The sequence below is a fragment of the Butyrivibrio sp. X503 genome (assembly GCF_003625475.1).
Lineage (GTDB): Bacteria > Bacillota > Clostridia > Lachnospirales > Lachnospiraceae > Butyrivibrio.
This window is the reverse complement of the sequence record NZ_RAIQ01000001.1, coordinates 159,768-181,825: the sequence shown is the minus strand read 5'-3', so window position 1 is coordinate 181,825 and position 22,058 is coordinate 159,768. Positions and strand designations below refer to the sequence as shown.

19 protein-coding genes are annotated in these 22,058 nt (G+C 43.9%); 18 read left to right on the top strand and 1 reads right to left on the bottom strand.

The features are described 5' to 3' along the window. Nucleotides 1–127 precede the first annotated feature (127 nt). A complete protein-coding gene (locus D6853_RS00765; RefSeq protein WP_120655907.1) occupies nucleotides 128–2,857 on the bottom strand; it encodes a translation factor GTPase family protein in 2,730 nt (909 codons plus the stop codon). Nucleotides 2,858–3,000: 143 nt separating this feature from the next. On the opposite strand from D6853_RS00765, the gene D6853_RS00760 reads away from it, so the two are divergent. From D6853_RS00760 to D6853_RS00675, 18 genes are all read left to right on the top strand, one after another. Then, the gene (locus D6853_RS00760) at nucleotides 3,001–3,558 is read left to right on the top strand and encodes a DUF4870 domain-containing protein (RefSeq protein WP_120655906.1); all 558 of its coding nucleotides are present in this window, start codon (nucleotides 3,001–3,003) and stop codon (nucleotides 3,556–3,558) included. Between the two features lie 639 nt (nucleotides 3,559–4,197). After that, nucleotides 4,198–4,767, top strand: coding sequence for an RNA polymerase sigma factor (locus D6853_RS00755; RefSeq protein ID WP_120655905.1), 570 nt, complete (start codon nucleotides 4,198–4,200; stop codon nucleotides 4,765–4,767). Further along, complete coding sequence (locus D6853_RS00750; protein WP_120655904.1) at nucleotides 4,757–5,071, top strand: hypothetical protein; 315 nt, start codon at nucleotides 4,757–4,759, stop codon at nucleotides 5,069–5,071. Before D6853_RS00755 ends, D6853_RS00750 begins: the two co-directional genes overlap by 11 nt. Nucleotides 5,072–5,075: 4 nt before the next feature. Next, on the top strand, nucleotides 5,076–5,720 hold the full coding sequence (locus D6853_RS00745) for a hypothetical protein (RefSeq protein ID WP_120655903.1): 645 nt from the start codon (nucleotides 5,076–5,078) through the stop codon (nucleotides 5,718–5,720). Beyond that, nucleotides 5,717–6,346 (top strand): PrsW family glutamic-type intramembrane protease, encoded by a 630-nt coding sequence (locus D6853_RS00740; RefSeq protein ID WP_120655902.1) that lies wholly within the window; start codon nucleotides 5,717–5,719, stop codon nucleotides 6,344–6,346. Before D6853_RS00745 ends, D6853_RS00740 begins: the two co-directional genes overlap by 4 nt. 105 nt (nucleotides 6,347–6,451) lie before the next feature. Continuing rightward, nucleotides 6,452–6,769 carry a hypothetical protein gene (locus tag D6853_RS00735; protein WP_207667198.1) on the top strand — a complete coding sequence of 106 codons (318 nt, stop codon included), beginning with the start codon at nucleotides 6,452–6,454 and terminating at the stop codon, nucleotides 6,767–6,769. 162 nt (nucleotides 6,770–6,931) lie between these two features. Continuing rightward, a complete protein-coding gene (locus D6853_RS00730) occupies nucleotides 6,932–7,627 on the top strand; it encodes a sugar transferase (RefSeq protein WP_092246806.1) in 696 nt (231 codons plus the stop codon). Between the two features lie 95 nt (nucleotides 7,628–7,722). Continuing rightward, complete coding sequence (locus tag D6853_RS00725; protein WP_120655900.1) at nucleotides 7,723–9,162, top strand: MATE family efflux transporter; 1,440 nt, start codon at nucleotides 7,723–7,725, stop codon at nucleotides 9,160–9,162. Between the two features lie 55 nt (nucleotides 9,163–9,217). Continuing rightward, on the top strand, nucleotides 9,218–10,132 hold the full coding sequence (locus D6853_RS00720; RefSeq protein ID WP_120655899.1) for a TIGR01212 family radical SAM protein: 915 nt from the start codon (nucleotides 9,218–9,220) through the stop codon (nucleotides 10,130–10,132). Nucleotide 10,133: 1 nt separating this feature from the next. Continuing rightward, complete coding sequence (locus D6853_RS00715) at nucleotides 10,134–11,000, top strand: ComEC/Rec2 family competence protein (protein ID WP_120655898.1); 867 nt, start codon at nucleotides 10,134–10,136, stop codon at nucleotides 10,998–11,000. Nucleotides 11,001–11,115: 115 nt separating this feature from the next. After that, nucleotides 11,116–12,441 (top strand): replication-associated recombination protein A, encoded by a 1,326-nt coding sequence (locus tag D6853_RS00710; RefSeq protein ID WP_120655897.1) that lies wholly within the window; start codon nucleotides 11,116–11,118, stop codon nucleotides 12,439–12,441. A 7-nt stretch (nucleotides 12,442–12,448) separates the two neighbouring features. Next, on the top strand, nucleotides 12,449–14,251 hold the full coding sequence (locus D6853_RS00705; protein ID WP_147367680.1) for a DUF5722 domain-containing protein: 1,803 nt from the start codon (nucleotides 12,449–12,451) through the stop codon (nucleotides 14,249–14,251). A gap of 13 nt (nucleotides 14,252–14,264) precedes the next feature. Then, complete coding sequence (locus D6853_RS00700; RefSeq protein WP_120655895.1) at nucleotides 14,265–15,413, top strand: NAD(P)-dependent malic enzyme; 1,149 nt, start codon at nucleotides 14,265–14,267, stop codon at nucleotides 15,411–15,413. A 15-nt stretch (nucleotides 15,414–15,428) separates the two neighbouring features. After that, a complete protein-coding gene (locus tag D6853_RS00695; RefSeq protein WP_120655894.1) occupies nucleotides 15,429–15,947 on the top strand; it encodes a DUF4364 family protein in 519 nt (172 codons plus the stop codon). Between the two features lie 107 nt (nucleotides 15,948–16,054). Further along, the gene (locus D6853_RS00690; protein WP_120655893.1) at nucleotides 16,055–18,442 is read left to right on the top strand and encodes a GH36-type glycosyl hydrolase domain-containing protein; all 2,388 of its coding nucleotides are present in this window, start codon (nucleotides 16,055–16,057) and stop codon (nucleotides 18,440–18,442) included. A gap of 19 nt (nucleotides 18,443–18,461) precedes the next feature. Then, nucleotides 18,462–19,886, top strand: a complete 1,425-nt coding sequence (locus D6853_RS00685; RefSeq protein WP_120655892.1) for a phosphoglucomutase/phosphomannomutase family protein — start codon at nucleotides 18,462–18,464, stop codon at nucleotides 19,884–19,886. Next, nucleotides 19,879–20,433, top strand: coding sequence for a GNAT family N-acetyltransferase (locus D6853_RS00680; RefSeq protein ID WP_158588627.1), 555 nt, complete (start codon nucleotides 19,879–19,881; stop codon nucleotides 20,431–20,433). The genes D6853_RS00685 and D6853_RS00680 overlap by 8 nt, the downstream gene beginning before the upstream one ends. Continuing rightward, nucleotides 20,412–22,058: a sensor histidine kinase gene (locus D6853_RS00675; protein WP_120655890.1), complete on the top strand. Its 1,647-nt coding sequence runs from the start codon at nucleotides 20,412–20,414 to the stop codon at nucleotides 22,056–22,058. Before D6853_RS00680 ends, D6853_RS00675 begins: the two co-directional genes overlap by 22 nt.

Here is a 22,058-nt window from a genome sequence, read left to right as displayed (position 1 = left end):
CAATATTTATATGATTTAAGAAATTTTATTTCAAGTGTTATGATTCATCCGCATGATTGCTTGGTTTGGCATATACCACGAATCAGCTTTTTTAGAAGATCATTCCCCCATAAAATACTATGAATAATTACTTATTTATCTTTTCTCTTATCTGCTCATTCGTTAATTCGATCTCTTTCCACAATTCTCTTGCGGACATCCTAATGGCGCCCGATCCGAACACGATGATCTGCTCGATGGCGTCTGAGGTTGCGACTTTTACGCGGTATTTTTTGCTGATTATATGTGCCGCTTTTTCTATGTATTGATCTGCAGTCTCGGCTTCTTTTGTATAGATGACGGTGAGGTTTCCTTGCTTCTCGACATGCTCCGTACCGCCACGAACTCTGTAGGCGTCAAAAACAAGTATCAGCTCTTCTCTGCGATAGCCCTGAAAATTGTTCAGGATGTCGATCAGAGAATCACGTGCAGCCTTGAGATCGGTCTGTGCCAGAGCTTTAAGGTTTTCCGAGGCATATATTATGTTGTATCCGTCTATCAAAAGAAATTCTTTATTCGGATCTTCGTCTGAATTCTGTCCTTTGTTGCTGTGCTTTTTCTCCTTTTCCTGTTCAACGGCGTAGTCCCTTACGCTTTCATCGGGGCCTGCAAAAGAGCTTTCGTTGAATTCTGTTTTGGAACCTTCGACTCTTGGCTTTACTTTACCGTAGGTTCTTTCAAAGATGGCTTTCAGCTCATCTTCGGCAGCGAAGTAGTCCCTTTGTTTTTCGGAAAAAGAGCGTGTGTCTTCCATAGACGCTCTTTTGGCCTGAAGCTTTTTAAGCGCCTCCATGTCGATGTTGTCAACTAGGTCCGTTGCAGAGCCTACGGGCGCTTCTTTGCTCCAACCGGTATCTATGTGCATATGATCTCTTACTTCATCCCATGGGATTATCGTTGCAGCCCCGTGTTGGCAAAATACCGAAGCTGACGGATTGTCCGTATCAAGATCGGGATAGTAGTTATACTCTTCAAGAACTTCCTCGGTGTTGTGGCATGGGCTGTAGCCGCTGAGTGTGGTGAAAAGGCGGCCTTCTCCGTGTGTGTAAGCGGAGAGCTCCTGAGCGTAATTTCCGAGACATGCCACGGGGACGGTTCCCGTTATTACCGAAAAAGAGCCTTCTATATCGGGCGCGGACACGGTTCCGTTCATTCGTTGCATATCGCTGAGTGCGTGGCCAACGCTGTCTCCGGGAACTTCAAGTCTGTATTCTAGAATCGGCTCGAGAAGGACGGAATCCGCTTGCATAAGTCCCTGCCTTACGGCTCTGTAAGTGGCCTGTCTGAAATCGCCGCCTTCTGTATGCTTTTCATGAGCACGTCCGGCTATGAGAGTTATCTTTACGTCCGTAAGCTCTGAACCTGTGAGAACTCCGAGATGCTTCTTTTCCGCAAGGTGAGTGAGAATAAGTCTCTGCCAGTTAAGTGCAAGCTCATCGGTACTGCAATTACTGTCAAATGAGATTCCGCTTCCGGGCTCTGTGGGCTCAATAAGAAGATGAACCTCGGCGTAGTGACGGAGCGGCTCGAAATGACCGACGCCTTCAACCGGGCCTGCAATAGTCTCTTTGTATACGATGTGTGCGGGTCCGAACTTGGCGTCTATATTAAATCTCGATTTCAGTATGTGCGCTAATATTTCTTTTTGAACTTCGCCCATTACGCAGACTTCGATCGATCCTGTCTCTTCCGAGAATGAAACGCGCAGCATAGGTTCTTCTTCCTCGAGATTTTTGAGATCGTTGTAGACTGTTATCGGTCTGATGTCCTCGGGGAGTATAAGGGCGCACGAAAGAATGGGCTGGAGAACTTCGCAGACGCTATCGCCTTCAAGAACTCCGAGACCTGCGCCGGGAGAAGTGTTTTTAAGTCCTGTTACGGAACAGATCATGCCGGCAGTTGCACTTTGAACGGCTTCATATTTATCGCCTGCGTAGATCCTTATCTGGTCGACTTTTTCATCGCCTATTACATCTCTTACATTTAAACTTCCGCTTGTGATCTTAATGTGAGTCAGTCTGTTCCCCGAAGGATCGCGGCTGATCTTAAATACTCTGGCACCAAATGCAGCGGTTCCGGATGTCGGGGAGCCTTTACCTGTCACACCTGAAGATGAATCCCGGCTTTCGCCATTGCAGATCGTAGGAGCCAGATCGGAAACAAGCTCCATAAGCTCTTTTACTCCTTCAGCTTTAAGCGCGGAGCCGAAGAGAACAGGGAAGCACTTCCTGTTTTTTATCAATAAATAAATATCTTCTTTCTCGATCTTTTTTCCGTTTAAATAATCCGAAAGAAGTTCTTCGTCACACATGGCAAGCTCTTCCTGGATCTCGGGAACAGTATAGCCTTCACTCAGATCAATGCAGGATGAAGACAGCGAAGCCCTGATATCGTTTAGGCAGCGCTCTTTATCGGCAAGGGGCTGATCCATCTTGTTTACAAAAATGACGGTGGGGATGTTGTAATGCTTAAGAAGCTTGTACAGGAGCTTGACCTGTCCGGTAACCCCGTCGGGTCCGCTTATCATAAGAACGGCGACATCAAGCACCTGAAGCGTTCTCTCCATTTCGGGAGAAAAATCGGTGTGTCCCGGAGTGTCGAGAAGATCGAATCTGGTATCGTTATATTCAAAAACAGCCTGCTTGGAGAAAATTGTGATCCCGCGGGCTCTTTCAAGTTCATATGTGTCAAGAAAAGTATCCTTGTGGTCGACTCTTCCTGCTTTTCGTATGGCGCCGGATAAGAACAGGATTGCTTCGGAGAGTGTTGTCTTACCGGCATCTACGTGGGCAAGTATGCCCATTGTCAGGTTGTGCATTATAATAGTTCCTTCCATAAAAATAAGATGGTATTTACTATTATGCATTATGTAAGGAACACTAGCAAATATATTGAAAATACCGTACTGTGAATGTAAAATGTATAAATAAAAATAATAATTAGTACTAGGGGGTACACACCATGAAAACATGTCCTAATTGCGGCGCACAAACAGTCGATGAAGCTAAATTTTGTGAGAGCTGCGGCTTTAATCTTGAACAGAACAACGCGGGAGCACAGCAGGCACAGCCTGTAAACAACCCTAATCCTCAGGGTGCACCACAGAACGGCCCTGTACCTACACAGATGCAGCCCGCCGTAGCACCTCAGTTTAACGGATATCAGCAGTATCAGACTTTCAATCCCAATGATCACACTAAAGAATTTGATGCAAGAGATATCGCAGATAATAAGTTCTTTGCTGCTTTTGCTTACCTTTTCGGAATTCTCGGAATCATAGTTGCTCTTCTTATTAACAACTCACCTTTTACAAGATTCCACGCTAAGCAGGCTGTTAAGATCGAGATTTGCAGCGTTATCGTTCTTATTCCGCTTATCATTCCTTTCCTCGGATGGTTCATATCAGGCGCTTGCTTCCTTGCCTTGATAGTAATAAGGATCATTGCCTTTGTAAACGTTATTGGCGGAAAGGCTATGGATGTTCCCCTTATCAGCGAGATCGGATTCATGAAGGGCTGATATAGGATCACTTGAATAATCTGCATTTTTATTCCGGGGCTTTCGCATTTGGAGGTCCCGGGATTTTTATGTAATAGGAGATTTATCTGAATATCATTTCTGAGAATTTAGATAACCAAGAAGCGGAATTAAGTAAACTTCTTATGACTTTCTTAAGATTTGCGGTAGATTTCCTTAAGTTTGGTCCAAGCCTATTTACATCGTATTTTTACGGTGATAATCTATGCCCATCGGAAACGTGAACAAGACAACCTGTTTTTACACATCATCACGTCACGCAGGACATTCGTTCTGCATTGCTCGTTTTCAGAGCAATTTTTCCAAACACCAACTTGCATGGAATCTCCTAGATATATAGATTTGGCTTTATTTTTTTGAATCAGATTTTGTGCATGAAACTCCTTTCGTTTTGCATGGGTTATAAGAGCCCGTGTTCTTAATTATCGCGAATGCTCCGGGAGAATTAGTGGAGCTTTTGGAGACATTGGCGAGAAATTTCTTTTGTCCTGCAAGTTGGTGAAATATTAGAAATACCGAGATTTTTTTCGGATAACATAAAATTCTTTTCATACCGAAATATGGATGATATCATTATGGTAAATAGTTATATTATTAAGATTATCTTGAGAGATTTTGGGTATGAATCCTGATAATAAGACACTTCCAAGTGACGATGAACTGTATAACGATTATCTGAAAGGTAAACAGGAAGCGGGCGATAAGCTTATGCTTCGCTATGGAGACGCTCTTACGTCCTACCTTTTTTATTTTATCGGTGATTACCATGACGCCGAGGATCTGATGCTTGATTCGTTCGCAGCGATTCTTGTTCGTAAGCCCAAGATCGGCGCGGGCTGTTTTAAGGCGTATTTATTTAAGACCGCCAGACACAAGGCGTGTCGCCTCTGGAGGAAAAAGCTTAAGCAAAGCGAGTTCAGCCTTCCCGACGATATCATCTCGGAAGAGGCTTCTCCGGAGAAAAAGACGGTTATCGACGAAAATATCAGTTCGCTTCACAAGTGCCTTAATCTTATTCCCACGCAGTACAGAGAAGCATTGTGGCTTAAATATGCTATGGATCTAAGTTACGATCAGGCTGCACAGATAATGGCATGCAGCAAGAAGAAAATAGACAATCTTCTTTCGAACGGTAAAAAGACACTTAGGAAAGAGCTCGAAAGAGAAGGAATAACACGATATGAGATATGAGGAAAGAGTAAAGGAACTGCACCGCAAAATGGCTGTGCTTGAAAAAAAGAAAGCGCAAAAAGTAATCGCGATACAGACAGCTGTAGCCTTTGCAGCAAGCTTGTTTCTTGCGATCACATCGGCTGTTATGATCGCACGCCTTCCCAAGACCACCGCGGCGGGTGTACCGGGAAGCATGGCCGGAAGCATCTTTGCCGAGAACGGAGCACTTGGATACATCATGGTTGCACTTATCTCTCTGTGTCTGGGAATATCGTTTACACTTTTTTGCGTATTTATCAGAAAAAGAATGAAAGAAGAGTGAGCTGATGGTCGATGTTATTGATACTGCTATTCAGATAGTTTCATTGCTTATTTGCATGGCGATCTCGATCTACTTCATATTTAAGACCAGGGAAAAATCCTGGGTTCTGTTGCATCTTTTTTATGTGAGCTATCTGCTTGGCAATCTTTATTGGCAGGCAGTTGCATTCTATTACGGAGCAACTCCGAACATTGCTGTTGTTTCTGATCTTAGCTGGAATGCTTCGTATATCTTTCTTAGTCTTTTCCTTTTTATGGAATGCGAGAAGCATCTGGGAAAAGATTTTGCTTCCAAAGTTCCAAACACCGGAATAAAGCGATTTATTCCGCTTCTTACCATTCCTTTTGTTATCGGGATGGCTCTTTTGTACATGCAATATGGAAAATACGTAAGTAATACTGTTTATGCGATACTTACAGGGATTCTTATGTTTAATTCTATCCGGAATCTCCTTTTCTTTAACGACAGATATATCCGGAACATCAGTATTGTAGTTCTTTTGAACTGCCTGGGAGAATACGGTTCCTGGACATCATCTTTTTTCAGACATGACAGTACATGGTACAATCCGTACTATTGGTTTAACATGTTTCTGGCGGTCATTTTCCTCGTATTTTTGATCGTTAAAAAGAGGGAGGTGGCAAAATGACATACATGGAGAACACTTTCATCTGTCTGGCAGCACCGCTTTTTCTGGCTATTCTTTGTCTTAAGAGAAGCTGGCGCAGAGCGCTTACATTTCTTCTTGCAGGTATGATATGTTGCCTTTTGTCGGCATATGTCAGCAGTTTTTTTGCTGCGATTTTTGAGATAGACCTTGCGACCGCTTCTCACGCCGTGGCACCGGCTGTTGAAGAATGTATCAAGTTCTTGCCGATTCTTTTTTATATAATCATATTTGAAGCGGGAAAAGAGGATTCTATAAACGGAATACTCCTGGTATCCGTTGGGTTTGCAACATTTGAAAATGTCTGTTTCCTTACTTCTTACGGAACTTCGGATCTCTTTAGCCTTATGATCAGAGGCTTTGGCACGGGAGCGATGCATGTTTTGTGCGGTACGGCAACAGCGATAGGTCTTTTCTCTCTTTGGGACAGAGCTTGGATAAGAATAACGGGAACCTTTGCCGTTCTGTGTTTTACGATAACATTCCATGCTATTTTCAATATCATGGTCAGTGCGGGAGGCATCAGCCTTTGGATAGCAAGTGCTGTTCCGATGGTACTTATAATCATTGTTTTTGTGCTTTCTCAGAAGAAAATCGGACTAAAATAATAAAAAAATAAATTTTTTTCAAAATCTCCTTAGGAGTTTTGCAATTTTTTGACACTATATAAGTGAAAGGGATAATTGCACGCTTTAAAAGGAGGTTTTTTAATTTTGATGACAGGTGAAGAGAGACTATCAGAACTTCACAGACGCATGAAAGATCTTAGGAAAAAGAGACAGAGCAGGATGATCAATACCATGGGGGTGGTCAGCACTGCGTTATTTGCATGTCTTTTTATCATAATTCAGCATCTGGGAGTCGGACAATTCGGAACAACTACAAATTTATACAGCGGTTCGAGTCTCCTTTATGAAGAAGCGGGAGGATACGTGCTTACTGCGATCGTGGCCTTTGTAGTGGGAACAATAGTGACGGTACTATGCGTTCGTAAGCACAACCGTGAAAAAGAAAACGGGGAGGAGTCTTAAGAATATCACCTTTTCTGCCGATATAATTTTTGTAGAGTGGCGCAAGCCGTTTATTTTTGGTATAGTGAATATATCAGTAGTTATTTTTTATCGATATTTCAATTAATATGTGTGGTTTTAATATTCAAACAGTGATATCGGTATGATGAGGAGATATGTGATATGGTGATTGCGAAAAGAGAGCAGGCAGTCATTGATCAGTCAGAGAACAAGATCATAGAGCTGATCTATCAGGAAATCTATGATCACAAGGCAAACATCTACAAGTGGTTTAAACGCTGCTTTGATATTGTTGCATCGGGGGTAGCGCTTATATTACTTTCACCGATTTTCGTTCTTACGGCGCTGGCAATACTTATGGAAGACGGTGGACCTATATTTTTCACGCAGCTTCGCGCGGGCAAGAATATGAAGCCATTCAAGATTTATAAATTCCGCAGCATGTACAGAAATGCCGAGGCACAGTTCCAGCGCATGCAGGAACGCAACGAGCAGACGGGACATGCATTTAAGATAAAAGACGACCCGAGAGTAACTCACGTGGGACGTTTTATTCGCAAATATTCAATAGACGAGCTTCCGCAGCTTATCAACATCATCAAGGGCGATATGAGTATCGTCGGTCCAAGACCCATTCTTGTGGATCAGATGGAAGCATGCAATGCTTACGAGAAGCAAAGACTTGTTGTAAAGCCAGGTCTTACCTGCTATTGGCAGGTTGGCGGAAGAGCCAACATCAAGTGGGATGAGTGGGTTGAGCTTGATCTTAAATATATCAAGGATATGGGTGTTGTAACCGATATCAAACTTATCTTAAAGACGATTCCCGTAGTTTTCGAGTCTGAAGGCGCATATTAATCTTGCATTTAATAACATTTGGATAATATAATAGTAGAAATTACCCATAACCCGGCAATTTAATTGCCGGGATTTTTGTACGGAGATTTAGGCTTATGAAAACATTTGAGACGGCAAACAGAGAAGAAGCTATTAAATACAGATTATCACTCAAAGAGTGTCTTATTGGTGAACGGGGGTTTTACGGCAAGGTTGCCATGGTCGCCATTCCCATGATAGTTCAGAATACACTTTCGAATATCGTTGGACTACTCGATAACGTTATGGTGGGACAGGTCGGCACAATACCCATGTCAGCTGTCGCGATCGTAAACCAGATACTCTTTATCTTTTATCTGTGCATATGGGGATCGCTTTCGGGAGCGGGAATATTCAGTACGCAGTTCTTCGGCAAAGGAGATATGGATGGAGTTAGATATTCCATCAGATTCAAACTTCTTACAGCTGCTGCGATATGTACCGTGGCAGTTATTTTTTTATTCAATACATCAAGCTATCTGATATCTTTGTATATAGCAGAAGGTACGGAAGCCGCGGTTAGAACGCAGACGCTGGGCTTTGGCATATCGTATCTTAATATCATGCTGATCGGACTCATACCGTTTAGCTTTACGCAGGTTTATGCAAGCGCCATGAGAGAGTCGGGAAAGACTACTCTTCCCATGGTCGCGAGTATGATAGCAATGGGTGTCAACTTTGTATTTAACCTGCTGCTTATTTTCGGACTTTTGGGATTCCCGAAACTTGGGGTTCTCGGAGCAGCCATTGCAACGGTAATATCGAGATTTACCGAACTTATGATAGTTGTAACAGGCGCGCACAAGCCAAACGGAAGATATGGATTCTTTAGGGGCTTGTACAGGAATTTTGTTATTCCCAAAGCACTTATCTGGCCGATAATGTCAAGGTCACTTCCTCTTTTGGGTAACGAATTTTTGTGGAGTCTTGCACAGGCAGCGCTCCTTGGAGCATATTCACTTCGCGGCATCTCGATAATTGCAGCGATGAACATCAGCGGGACGATTGCTCAGATCTTTAACGAGGTCTTTTTATCAATAGGAAATTCAGCGGGAATTATGGTTGGACAGGAGCTTGGAGCGGGAAAACTTGTATCTGCGAGAAGAACTGCTTTCAGGATGGCTTTCTTAAGCATTTTAAGTACGCTTATCATGGGCTCTTTGCTTGCGATCGCGGCGCCTTTTATACCGCAGGTTTACAATGTGGAACCTGATATAAAGTATCTTGCGACAAGATGCATCTGGGTGGTTGCGCTTTGCATGCCTATTCATGCCTATGCAAACGTATCGTATTTCACGATGAGATCGGGAGGAAAGACTGCTATCACCTTTTTGTTTGACAGTTGCTATGCCTGGATCATAACCGTACCCACGGCTTTTCTTATAAGCAAATATACGACAATTCCCGTAGTCAACGTATTTCTTATCGTTTCACTTGTTGAAATAGGAAAATGCGCGGTTGGTTTTATACTTGTAAAGAGCGGAGTATGGGTAAGGAATATCGTTGGGCAACCGTAGATAAGTGTTTCCGGAGGCGGTGTAGTTCCCGATATTTGAACCGTAAGGAGAAAAGATGGCGCGACGTCTTTCCACATACTTAAAAGAATTATACGGAGAAAAGATATACAGGTTGTCTTTGCAGTCGGGCTGTACCTGCCCAAACAGAGACGGTTCTATTGTTATGCCCGATGGAAAGAGGCTTACGGGCGGATGTACATTTTGCTCAGAGGGCGGAAGCGGAGAGTTTGCGGCGGAAGTGGCTCCGATTGAAGAGCAGATAGAAGAAGCCAAGAAGCGCATCGCCGGGAAGACGGACGCAAAGAGCTTTATCGCTTACTTCCAGTCATATACCAATACCTACGGTGATATAAACAGGTTAAAAGAGCTGTATACAAAAGCAGCAATGCGCGATGACATAAAGATCTTGTCTATCGGAACAAGACCTGACTGTGTCGGTCCTGAAGTTATAGAGATGCTTAAGGAGCTTAAAAAGATAAAGCCCGTATGGATAGAACTGGGACTTCAGACCATTCATGAAAAGACCGCACTCGAAATTCACAGAGGCTATACTCTGGATGTGTTTGAGGATGCGTATAAAAGGCTTAAGAATGCGGGAATTGAGGTCATTGTTCATGTCATAATAGGGCTTCCCGGAGAGACCAAGGAAGATATGCTTGAAACGATAAAATATCTTTCTGATCTGCAGCCCGTTCTTGATGGCATTAAGATACAGAATCTTCAACTTTTAAAAGGGACTGAGATGTATGAAGATTACAAAAAAACCCGGTTTGATGACAAAAATAAGTATGCGTTCATGTCAATGGAGGAGTATACTGATTTTGTATCGGCTTGTATAGCTCTTTTACCTAAAGAGACGGTCGTACATCGTATGACGGGCGACGGGCCCAGAAGTTTACTGGTTGAGCCCAAGTGGTCTACGGATAAGAAAAGAGTTCTTAATATGCTTACCAAGAAAGTGGGAATATAGGATGAAAAAGACATTTTTAGCAGCGAGTTTACTTCTTACTATGTGCCTTGGTGCATGTGCTTTCGAACCGGGCAGTACCAAAAATGAAAAAGTATACGAAGTTGATGAGAATTTCAAGATAGATCCCGGCACACTTTCAGTGACGGCGCTTAAGACATCCGCAGAAGATGCGTTTATTCTGGAGACCGAGAACCATACCTTTGTAATGGACACAGGTATGAACAGAAAAGGCAAAAAGCTTGTCGAGATCCTGAAAGAGCACGGCGTTGAAAAAGTAGACGCCATCATAATCTCTCACTACGACAAGGATCACGTCGGCGGAGCCGACAGAGTTATCGACAATTTCGATATCGGAACGGTCTATACTACCTACAGATCCAAGAACTCCGAAGAGATGGCTGAGTATTATGCGGCTCTTAAGAGAAAGAATCTGGTAGAGACCGTAGTTACCGAAGAAACCACATTTGAAGCGGACGGAGTTACGTTCACGATCTATCCGCCCAAATCTAAATCTTATGTAGAAGATGTAAGCAACAATTCATCACTTGCGATGAGAGTCGTAAACGGTAACAAATCGATGCTTTTTACCGGAGATGCGCTTGATGAGCGTATCGCAGAGCTTGTTAATACGCCCGGACTTGAGAGCGATATTTTAAAGGTTCCTCATCACGGCAGAGAAAAGGCGGATTTTGAGACATTTGTTAATTATATTAATCCCGAATACGCCGTTATCACGTCAAGTAAGAGCGAGCCTGCCGCACCGCAGGTCGTTGAGGCGCTTGAGAATAAAGGCGTCAAGATCTACTACACAAGAGATGATAAAATCATATTTACGATAACCTCAGACAATATCGAGGTTTCACGCTAAGAAACAAGTCAAACAGGGACGGAATGGCAGTTCATTATTTTCTTGATTGAACCGTCATTTTGTCCCTTAGTTTTTGCTTCCATTTTCCCTTTAAAAATAGTAGAATTATAGCGTTATGGATTTGTTTGAATATATGCGCGAAAACAACATGGAAAAAGAGTCTCCGCTTGCCGCAAGAATGCGCCCCAGAACCCTTGACGAAGTCGTGGGACAGCAGCACATTATTGCCAAAGACAAGCTTCTTTATCGAGCTATTTCTGCAGATAAACTTAGTTCCATAATTCTTTACGGTCCTCCAGGAACGGGAAAGACCACTCTCGCCAAGGTCATCGCTAATACGACCAAGGCGGAATTTACCCAGATAAATGCCACCATAGCAGGCAAGAAAGACATGGAAGAGGTGGTAAAAAAGGCCAAGGACAACCTTGGCATGTATGGAAAGAAGACCATACTCTTCATAGACGAGATACACAGATTCAACAAGGGGCAACAGGATTATCTCCTTCCTTTCGTTGAAGACGGCACCGTGATACTTATAGGTGCTACAACCGAGAACCCTTATTTTGAGGTGAACGGGGCTCTGATATCAAGATCTGTTATCTTTGAGCTCAAACCGCTCACGGCAGATGATATCAAGACATTGCTTAACAGGGCAGTAACCGATACAGAGCGCGGAATGGGTAGCTACAAGGCAGTTCTTGAGCCAGACGCGGCAGATTTTTTGGCGGATCTTGCAGACGGAGATGCAAGACATGCGCTTAATGCCATAGAACTTGGTATTATGACCACCGAGCGCAGCGAGGACGGTCTTATACATATAACCAAAGAAGTTGCGGAAGAATGCATTCAGAAAAAGGTTGCCAGATATGACAAAGACGGCGACAACCACTACGATACGATCTCTGCATTCATAAAGAGCATGAGAGGTTCCGACCCGGATGCTGCTGTTTACTATCTTGCAAGAATGCTTAACGCGGGAGAGGATCCCAAGTTTATCGTAAGACGTATGATGGTCTGTGCTTCCGAGGATGTCGGAAACGCCGATCCGCAGGCACTACAGGTTGCGGTAGCGGCTTCGCTTGCAGTTGAGAGGCTTGGTATGCCCGAGGCGCGCATTACACTGGCGCAGGCAGCGAGCTATATTGCTACGGCACCAAAGAGCAATGCTGCGATCATGGCGATAGATGAAGCATTGGAGGCAGTACGGGATACAGGTAATCTTCCGATACCTCCACACCTTCAGGATGCTCATTACAAGTCCGCAGCCAAGCTCGGACACGGCATCGGATACAAATACGCACATGATTATCCTGGCAACTATGTCAAACAGCAATATCTTCCCTATGAGCTTAACGGCAAGGAATTCTACAATCCTTCGGGGAATGGATATGAGAACAAGATAAAAGAACATATGAAAAAATTAAAAGGACAAGGAAAGTAACAGATCCATGAAAAGAAAAAAGCGCAGATTGCGTACAGGGAAAAGAGCCCGCCGGAATAGAAGATTGGTAATCCTGACAGGTTTAGCTGCACTAGCTGCGCTTGTTTTTGTGGTGGTTATGATCGCCACGCTTGTCGTAAGAATGAAGAGATCGGAAGACGGTCTTGCAGATGAGCCCATATTGGAGGCTTCATTGGAGGAGCATGAGACCAGACAGGTTGAATATGTCAATCCATCAATATTAAAAGATATTGTGGAGGGAGGTAAGTCTGTTTCCAGAGCGCTTTCCGAGAGACCCGCTACAGTTGATATGACTCCCGAGAATACTGCGGAGTTTGCAAATATCGGTAGCTGTACTATCGTAGAGGGCGGTAAGGTTGAGATTGCCGTTACTTCGGAAGGAATTCCAAGGAGCGACGACAAATACTACTATCTTTTTGAGCAGCCGACATATGATGATGAGTTCTCGGCGGAGCTTGAGCCTATTTCCAAGATATATAAGGGTGACGATACATCTTTTTCCATAGACCTTAAAAAGGGAGCGGCCGATTCAAGACTCTTTTCAAAATTCAGAGTTGCTGTTAAGAAGGACGGAGAATTTGTCAGCATCAGCCATCCCAAGTATATTACCAATCCCGGAGCATGTGCGGGAGGTAACTATGGCGGAATGTCACACAATTCAATAAAAGGAATACTTCCGTATCCGCTCAGACTTTCGGAGCTTGCGGATCTGGGTGTCAATTATTGTTCGTACAATATACCGCTTTCGCATATCCTTACCACATCAGGCGGAATTGAGTATTCCTATGGCGGTGTTACCTATCATTTTAATGCTCAGGTCATGAACAATTACGACGATCTGTTCAGGAAGCTCAACAGCATGGGAATAGACATCGCTGCGATCATACTTAATGATGCCAGCACCGCTGCTTTCCCTGAGATAACACATCCGAGTGCACGAAGCGGATCGACCGCTCCGTATTACATGTTTAATGCATCCGACGAAAGAGGCGTTAAGGCATGTGCGGCGATCGGAAGCTTTTTGGCGGGCAGATATTCCGGCTCGGGACACGGCAATGTCAGCATGTGGATAATTGCCAACGAGGTCAATGCCAGAAAAGAGTATAATTTCATGCAGCACGTAGACGTTGGAACTTATACCGCTGCATATACAAGGGCGTTCAGAGTCTTTTACAATGCGATAAAGAGTCAGAATGCGGGCGCCAAGGTTTACATACCTATAGATCAGAGATGGACATATAATACTGAGAAGACGGGCGATTATGATGCCAAGGACGTTATCGATATCTTTGCCGATTCAATATCGGCTCACGGCAATATCGATTGGGGACTTGCGGCACATCCGTACTCTTTCCCCAACGGAAATACGGCGTTCTGGAATCCGTCCAAGCATGTTAATCACACAGAGAGTACTCCTTGTATCACAATGGAGAACATTGATGTCCTTACCGGATATATGCAAAAAGAGCATATGCTTGATACACAGGGAAGAGTAAGGTCAATTATCTTAAGTGAGGTCGGATATTCTTCGACTTCCGGAGAAGCCGTTCAGGCAGCTGCTTTTGCTTATGCCTACACCAAGATGGTGCAGAACGGTCATATAGATGCGCTCATGCTCTCCAGACAGGTGGATGCCGGCGATGAGATCGCGGCTCTCGGACTTGCCCTCGGACTTGAGAATACCGGAGGTGGACACAAGATGATCTACAATGTATTCAAATACATAGATACCGATAAGCGAAACGAGGTAGTGGCATTCGCTTATGATATAGTAGGAAAAACGTTCTAGAGGAGAAGACATTATGAACAACGCAGAAAAAGCACTTAAGATGCATGAAGAATGGAATGGAAAGCTTGAGATATTATCCAAAGCAAAAGTTAATTCAAAAGAGGATCTTGCAATAGCGTACACACCCGGTGTTGCTGAGCCTTGCAAGCTTATCGCAGAGGATAAGAGCCTTGCTTACAAATATACGATAAAGTCCAATACCATCGCTGTAGTATCAGATGGAAGTGCGGTTTTGGGACTCGGAAACATTGGTCCTTACGCAGCAATGCCCGTTATGGAAGGAAAGGCGGTTCTCTTTAAGGAATTCGGCGGAGTTAATGCTGTTCCGATCTGCCTCGACACACAGGATACTGAGGAAATCATCAAGGCAGTTACATACCTTGCTCCCGGCTTTGGCGGAATCAATCTTGAGGATATTTCTGCACCGAGATGCTTTGAAATAGAAGAAAGACTTAAAGAAAAACTCGACATTCCCGTATTCCATGACGATCAGCACGGAACTGCGATTGTTGTTCTTGCGGGTATCATCAACGGCCTTAAGGTAGTCGGAAAGAAAAAGGAAGATTGTAAGGTTGTTGTAAACGGCGCGGGAAGCGCAGGAATAGCGATCACTAAGCTCCTTCTTCGCTACGGCTTTAAGAACGTTACAATGTGTGATAAATCAGGTATCCTTCATAAGAAATCCGCAGATCTTAACTGGATGCAGGAGAAGATGATGGATGTGACCAATCCCGATCAGCAGACGGGAAGCCTTGCGGATGCACTTAAGGGAGCTGACGTATTTGTCGGCGTTTCCGCACCCGGTATCGTGACCAAAGAGATGGCTCAGGGAATGAACAAGGATGCTATCATGTTCGCCATGGCCAATCCCGTTCCCGAGATCATGCCCGACCTTGCCAAGGAAGCCGGAATCAGAGTTATCGGAACAGGAAGAAGTGATTTTCCCAACCAGGTAAATAACGTTCTTGTATTCCCCGGAATCTTCCGCGGAGCGCTCGAAGGCGGAGCTAAGCAGATAACAGAGGAGATGAAGCTTGCGGCAGCAGAGGCTCTTGCAGGTCTTGTTGCGGAAGATGAACTCTCTGATGTAAACATTCTCCCTGCAGCATTCGATCCCAGAGTTGCGGATGTTATTTCGGCAGCAGTTAAGGCACATATTTAATTTGGAGGCATCACTGTGAGTTCACAGTATCTTACTTTATATAAGATGATCGTTCTGTACATGCTAAAGCGATGTGAAGTACCGCTTAGCAAGGCACAGATATACGATTTTATCTTAGAGAACGAATACACTACATTTCTGACACTGCAAGAGGTCTTTTCCGAGCTTGCGGTGTCAAAGCTCATTATAGAAAAGACGGTAGCAAACAGAACCTTCCTTGAGATCACATCGGAAGGTGATGAGACACTTAAGTTCTTCGGAAACAGGATCAATCCTTCGATCAGGCAGCAGATAGATGAGTATCTTCGAGCCAACAGTATGAAGCTTAGAAACGAAGCTTCGATACTTGCGGATTACAGGAAAACAGGCGACAACGAATACACAGCTCACCTCGTTGCCAGAGAGAATGGTCAAGACATAGTCGAGCTGAACTTCCCTGTTCCAACGGAAGAGATCGCACAGAGTATCTGCAACAACTGGCAGGAAAAGAATCAGGAGATTTATCAGTTCCTTGTTTCACAACTTATGCTGTGAATAAGTCTTACCAAAAATAAGCATAAAATAACAAGTACATACATTCATAATTAAATGCCATGAGACTAGAATAATTCATATAAGAGATTATATGGGAGGTCCATGGCATGAAGTATGGCTATTTTGACAACGATAATAAAGAATATGTGATCGACAGGATTGACCTGCCGACATCCTGGACAAATTATCTCGGCGTCGAGAAATTTGCCACAGTCATAAATCATACGGCCGGCGGCTATTCATTCTACGATAGCCCCGAGTATCACAGAATCAGTAGATTTCACGGAAACAGCATTCCGATGGACAGACCGGGATATTATGTATATCTTAGGGATGCCGATTCTTCCGACTATTTCACAATTTCATGGCAGCCTGTAGCAAAGGCGCTTGATAAAGCTAAATATACCTGCAGACACGGCTTATCATACACCGTTTACGAGTGTGAATATGACGGCCTTAAGTGTTCTCAGAAGATGAGCGTTCCGTTATCCGAGAACGTTCTTTTATGGGATGTCAGGGTAAAAAACACAGAGAATAAGGTCAGAAACCTTTCTATATTTTCATATCTTGAATTCTCATTCCATTCAATAGCAATTGATAATCAGAATTTCCAGATGAGTTTGTACTGCGCGGGAGCTTCATATGAAGACGGAATAATAGAAGAAGATCTTCATTATGAGCCTGACGGATTCCAGTACTTTGCTTCAAACTTCGATCCCGACGGATATGATTGCGAAAGAGATGTTTTCCTCGGAATGTATCACACAGAAGACAATCCCGTGGCAGTCGAGACCGGCAAATGTTCATCTTCGGAGCAAAAGGGCGGAAATCACTGCGGAAGTCTTCAAAAGAACTTTAGCCTTAATCCCGGTGAAGAAGTAAGATTTATCTTCATGCTCGGAGAAGGCGACAGAAGCGAAGGAAAAAGAGTAAAAGAAAAATACAGCGATCTTGCCAATGTAGACAGAGCCTACGAAGAGCTCGCAGAGTATTGGGATAAGAAAATATCCAAGCTTGTTATCGATACTCCCAGCGAAGGCATGAACACAATGATTAATACATGGACTTTGTATCAGTCCGAAATCAACGTTATGTTCTCAAGATTTGCTTCCTTCATAGAGCTTGGAGGAAGAACGGGACTCGGCTACAGAGATACGGCTCAGGATGCTATGACGATACCGCATTCCAATCCCGAGAAGTGTAAAGAGAGAATAATGCAGCTCTTAAACGGCCTTGTTTCCGAAGGCTACGGCCTGCATCTTTTCGATCCCGTATGGTTTGAAGAAGAACCCGAATCCGATGGCTTTAAGTCACCGACTGTTATTCCGGTATCTGCAAGCGACAGAGTTCACTCCAAGGAAGATGCCTGCGCAGATGACGCGCTCTGGCTTGTTCCCGCTATTACAGAGTACATAAAAGAGACGGGAGATCTCGGATTTGCCGACATGGTACTTCCGTACGCGGACGGCCCCGAGGGAACAGTCTATGAGCACATGAAAAAGATCCTTGATTTTTCCGAAAGAGAAGTCGGCCAAAACGGCGTGTGCAAGGGACTCAGAGCAGACTGGAACGACTGTCTTAACCTTGGCGGCGGAGAGAGTGCAATGGTAAGCTTCCTTCATCACTGGGCACTTACTCATTTCATAGAGCTTGCGAATAAACTCGGAAAAAGCGAAGATGCAGAGCACTACGGCAAAGTTGCCGATAAGCTTAAGGTATTAAGTGACGAAGTCCTCTGGGACGAAGAGTGGTTTATAAGAGGTATAACCAAGAACGGTAAGAAGATCGGAACCTCCAAGGACGAAGAAGGAAGAGTACACCTTGAGTCCAACGCTTGGGCTGTACTTTCCGGAGCAGCAACGGGAGCCAAGGCTTTGAAGGCAATGGAAGCTGTTGATAAATATCTTTTTACCGAGTGGGGAATCCTGCTCAACACACCTCCGTATACCAAGATAGATCCTTCTATCGGATTTATAACCAAGGTGTTCCCGGGACTTAAAGAAAACTCATCGGTATTTTCTCATCCCAATCCTTGGGCTTGGGCAGCAGAGTGTGTTCTCGGAAACGGAAATACCGCAATGAAATTTTATGATGCGCTCTGTCCTTATTATCAGAACGACAAGATAGAGACAAGAGAAGCCGAGCCGTACTCATATTGCCAGTTCATCATGGGACCTTCACATAAACAGTTCGGAAGAGCGAGACATCCGTTTATGACAGGTTCCGGCGGATGGTCATATTTCTCGGCAACAAGATATATTCTGGGAATCAGACCTTCGTATGATGAGCTTGTGATAGATCCTTGCATACCCGATATCTGGGCAGGCTTTAAGGTTGAAAGGATCTGGCGCGGCGCAAAATACTCGATTGAGATAACAAATCCCGACCACGTTCAAAAGGGAGTTAAAAAGATCATATTTGACGGCGAAGAAGTGGATAAGATACCGGCTTGCGAAGCGGGCACCGACCACAACGTCAAAGTTGTAATGGGTTAATTATGAGGAGGATGATAAAATGATCAAATTCGGTACAGGCGGATGGAGAGCCATCATAGGTGATGAGTTCATAAGAAGTAACATAGAGCTTCTTGCTAAAGCCCTTGCAACCAAGATGAAAGACGAAGGCGTTGCATCAAAAGGAATAGTAATAGGATACGACAGGAGATTCCTTTCAAAAGAAGCTATGCAGTGGTCAGCACGAGTTTTTGCAAAGGAGGGAATAAAGGCATATCTCATAAACAAGTCTGTTCCCACACCCGTAGTTATGTTCTATGTTATGAAGCATGAGCTTTCATACGGAATGATGGTGACCGCCAGCCACAATCCCGCTCTTTATAACGGTATAAAAGTATTTACCGCAGGCGGAAGGGATGCTGATGAGATCCAGACAGCACAGATAGAGGAGTATATCAAGAAAGTCGAGACAGGCGACCCCGTTGAATATATGGAATACGATGAAGTCAAAGAGGCGGGGCTTATTAACGAGATCTATCCTCTTAACGAATACATCGACAGCATAATATCAAGAATAGATATGGATGCCATCAAGGAAAAGAGCCTTCGAGTAGTTCTCGATCCTATGTACGGCGTAAGTGAGACGTCTCTTCGAATAACTCTTCAGACAGCAAGGTGCGAAGTTGAGACTATTCACGACAGACACGATACTCTTTTTGGAGGGAAGCTTCCCGCTCCTACCGCAGCTACGCTTCATCAGCTTCAGAACGTTGTTGTGGACGGACACTACGACATAGGAATCGCAACCGATGGAGACGCCGACAGGATCGGTGTCATCGACGATAAGGGCAGATTCCTTCACCCCAATGAGATAATGGCTCTTTTGTATTATTATCTCGAAGAGTTCAAAGGCTGGAAGGGTCCTGTTGTAAGAAATGTCTGCACAACGCACGTCCTTGACAGAATGGCTGAAGAATACGGCGAAAAGTGCTACGAGGTTCCCGTTGGATTTAAGCATATATCGGCCAAGATGAATGAGACGGATGCCGTTATCGGCGGAGAGTCATCGGGAGGTCTTACCGTACGCGGACATATCAAGGGAAAAGACGGTGTGTATGCCGCAATGCTTCTTGTTGAAATGATCGCGGTTACCGGTAAGAAGATGTCAGAGATCATAGAGGACCTTGAGGAAAAATATGGAAAGATCGCAATGGAAGAGAATGACTACCACTTCACTCAGGAGAAGAAGGAAGAGATCATGGACAGACTTCTCATCAAAAAGGAGCTTCCGGAATTTTCCTTTGATGTGGATAAGGTAAGCTATCTTGACGGCAGCAAGGTTTACTTTAAAAACGGCGGCTGGATAATAGCGAGATTTTCAGGTACGGAGCCGCTTCTTAGGATTTATTCCGAGATGCCCGACACCGAAGATGCCAAGAAGCTATGCAAATTATACGAGGAGTTTTTGGAACTTAAACATGAATAATAAAAAACTATTTGACACTTTATACAAGGATTTCCTATCACCCGAAAATCTGGCAAATATATCATCTGACAAAACCTATGAAGAGATGACACTTATGCTGGATTCCTATGAGGAAAACAAAGAATTATACATCCCCGAAAATATAGTATATGATTATTATAAAGGAGATTTTGAAACCTTCTTAAAAGCAGTAAGAGCGGTGGATGAATCCTGGGCTGACATATACAAACCCACTGACAGGATTTACTGTGGTTTCTGCGGGGGCAGAGTAGTCAGCTTTTGTATGATCGAAGATATGGGAATGTATGAGGAAGACGGTATTACCTACAAGGTTGGAGGCCCCGGATGTGTCGGAACAATCCCGGGCTTCAGGGAAAAAGGAATCGGTCTTAAGATGATCGATAAAGCAACCGTGATACTTAAGGAGCTTGGCTATGATATAAGCTATGTTCACTACACGGGAGTCGCACCCTGGTATTCCAAGCTTGGATATAAGACCGTCCTCAAGTGGAACAAAGAGGGTAAATGGGAAAGCGTGAGGGGTTAAGTAAAAAGAAGAGAGGCTTGTTTAGGGGTAAGCTTGGCTTATCCTCTTTACAGCGCTCTCTTTTTCTTATATTCATGGCATCGTGGATACTTCCGATCGCGGTGTTGTCTGCATTTATCTTTATCCAATATCAGGATGCATATGTAAAAAGAACAGAAAGAGAAATGGCGAATGAAGCCAAGGTCTCAGCTGTACTCATTAAATCTCAGATTGACGATGCAAGCTACAAGCTGCATAAAGAGTCGGTCGGAGGTGAATGGGAGAGACGCTCGCGAAATGAGAAATTCCTTATTTGGGCAAGATCCGAGCTAAACAGGAAATTCTACATGGACGGGCATTATTCCTGTGTTGCGCTCTACTATGAAGACGGTGAATCGCCGAGCGCATACGTCGGAAAGAACGGCTACGAGTATGATAAGTACATAAACTATATAGAGCCGGTGATCAAGGATAAGATTGATAGAAAAGAAAAGGGAACAAAGGTGGTCGTTGCCAATAACAGGATATACCTTGTTCAGAATCTTTTTTATTCCGCTTATGACAGACGCTATGCCACTATAGTCGCGGGGCTTGATAAGCAAAAGCTCTTTGCGGATATTCCGATAGACACCTCAAGCGCCATCTATATTTCTTTTGACAATGAAAAAGAATTTATTACCTACAGGGATTCGGATAAAGAGATCGAAGAAGATAAGAAGGAAGTGCTTGAGTATCTATCTTCCGGAAAAGACATCTATAGGAGAAACTTCAATATAATACCTTATTTCAGAAGGTACTATGAGGGCTACAGATGTGCTACCACCAGCATGTATTATGAGATGCAGTTCTTTTATCTGCAGAATTCAAAAGACCTGTATTATGAGCTTTTTAGGATCAACATCATCGTATTTATCACGATAATAGGAATGATACCGATCATGCTGCTTTCCTATTACTACATGAAAAAGAATACCGAGTATACCCAGAAGATGATGACGAAAGATGCGCAGATAGCGGCGCTTCAGGCGCAGATCAATCCTCATTTTCTTAATAATACTTTGGAGATGATGAACTGGCAGGCGAGGATGTCGGGAGATGTTGAAGTCAGCAAGATGATAGAATCGCTGGCTACTGTCCTTGATTCGGGCATCAACAGAGACAACGATACGCTGGTCAGATTGGCCGATGAGCTCAGATGCGGAGATGCTTTTCTTTATATCATGAGCATGAGATTCGGAGAAAGGCTTAAGGTTGAAAAGCTTATAGACAGCACGACGCTTGGAACTTACGTGCCGCAGCTTATCTTACAGCCGATACTTGAAAATGCCATCAAACACGGTGTTGAGAGCGTCAACAGAGGTACCGTGTGGCTCAATATTTTTGAAGAAAACGATGAACTTATAATAGATGTTATCAACAGCGGAAAAGATATTTCGGATGAGGAAGTGGACAGGATCAGAAAGATCATAAGCGGAGAACTCAAGCTTAAAAAGAGTGAACCGGGAACACATACTTCCATCGGTATCTACAATGTGAACAAGAGAATAGAGCTGATCTTTGGGGAAGAGTACGGACTTAGCGTTAGCAAGTCCGGCGAGAACAAAATGCAATTCAGAATGGTCATGCCTATAAGAAAAGAGGGATGA

Bases quoted from the DNA above. Each gene is read 5' to 3' on its own strand.
- D6853_RS00730 (WP_092246806.1), top strand. From the start codon at position 6,932: ATGGTGATTGCGAAAAGAGAGCAGGCAGTCATTGATCAGTCAGAGAAC.
- D6853_RS00680 (WP_158588627.1), top strand. From the start codon at position 19,879: ATGAATAATAAAAAACTATTTGACACTTTATACAAGGATTTCCTATCA.
- D6853_RS00710 (WP_120655897.1), top strand. From the start codon at position 11,116: ATGGATTTGTTTGAATATATGCGCGAAAACAACATGGAAAAAGAGTCT.
- D6853_RS00685 (WP_120655892.1), top strand. From the start codon at position 18,462: ATGATCAAATTCGGTACAGGCGGATGGAGAGCCATCATAGGTGATGAG.
- D6853_RS00690 (WP_120655893.1), top strand. From the start codon at position 16,055: ATGAAGTATGGCTATTTTGACAACGATAATAAAGAATATGTGATCGAC.
- D6853_RS00750 (WP_120655904.1), top strand. From the start codon at position 4,757: ATGAGATATGAGGAAAGAGTAAAGGAACTGCACCGCAAAATGGCTGTG.
- D6853_RS00765 (WP_120655907.1), bottom strand. From the start codon at position 2,857: ATGCACAACCTGACAATGGGCATACTTGCCCACGTAGATGCCGGTAAG.
- D6853_RS00675 (WP_120655890.1), top strand. From the start codon at position 20,412: ATGGGAAAGCGTGAGGGGTTAAGTAAAAAGAAGAGAGGCTTGTTTAGG.
- D6853_RS00745 (WP_120655903.1), top strand. From the start codon at position 5,076: ATGGTCGATGTTATTGATACTGCTATTCAGATAGTTTCATTGCTTATT.
- D6853_RS00755 (WP_120655905.1), top strand. From the start codon at position 4,198: ATGAATCCTGATAATAAGACACTTCCAAGTGACGATGAACTGTATAAC.
- D6853_RS00725 (WP_120655900.1), top strand. From the start codon at position 7,723: ATGAAAACATTTGAGACGGCAAACAGAGAAGAAGCTATTAAATACAGA.
- D6853_RS00760 (WP_120655906.1), top strand. From the start codon at position 3,001: ATGAAAACATGTCCTAATTGCGGCGCACAAACAGTCGATGAAGCTAAA.
- D6853_RS00715 (WP_120655898.1), top strand. From the start codon at position 10,134: ATGAAAAAGACATTTTTAGCAGCGAGTTTACTTCTTACTATGTGCCTT.
- D6853_RS00740 (WP_120655902.1), top strand. From the start codon at position 5,717: ATGACATACATGGAGAACACTTTCATCTGTCTGGCAGCACCGCTTTTT.
- D6853_RS00720 (WP_120655899.1), top strand. From the start codon at position 9,218: ATGGCGCGACGTCTTTCCACATACTTAAAAGAATTATACGGAGAAAAG.
- D6853_RS00700 (WP_120655895.1), top strand. From the start codon at position 14,265: ATGAACAACGCAGAAAAAGCACTTAAGATGCATGAAGAATGGAATGGA.
- D6853_RS00705 (WP_147367680.1), top strand. From the start codon at position 12,449: ATGAAAAGAAAAAAGCGCAGATTGCGTACAGGGAAAAGAGCCCGCCGG.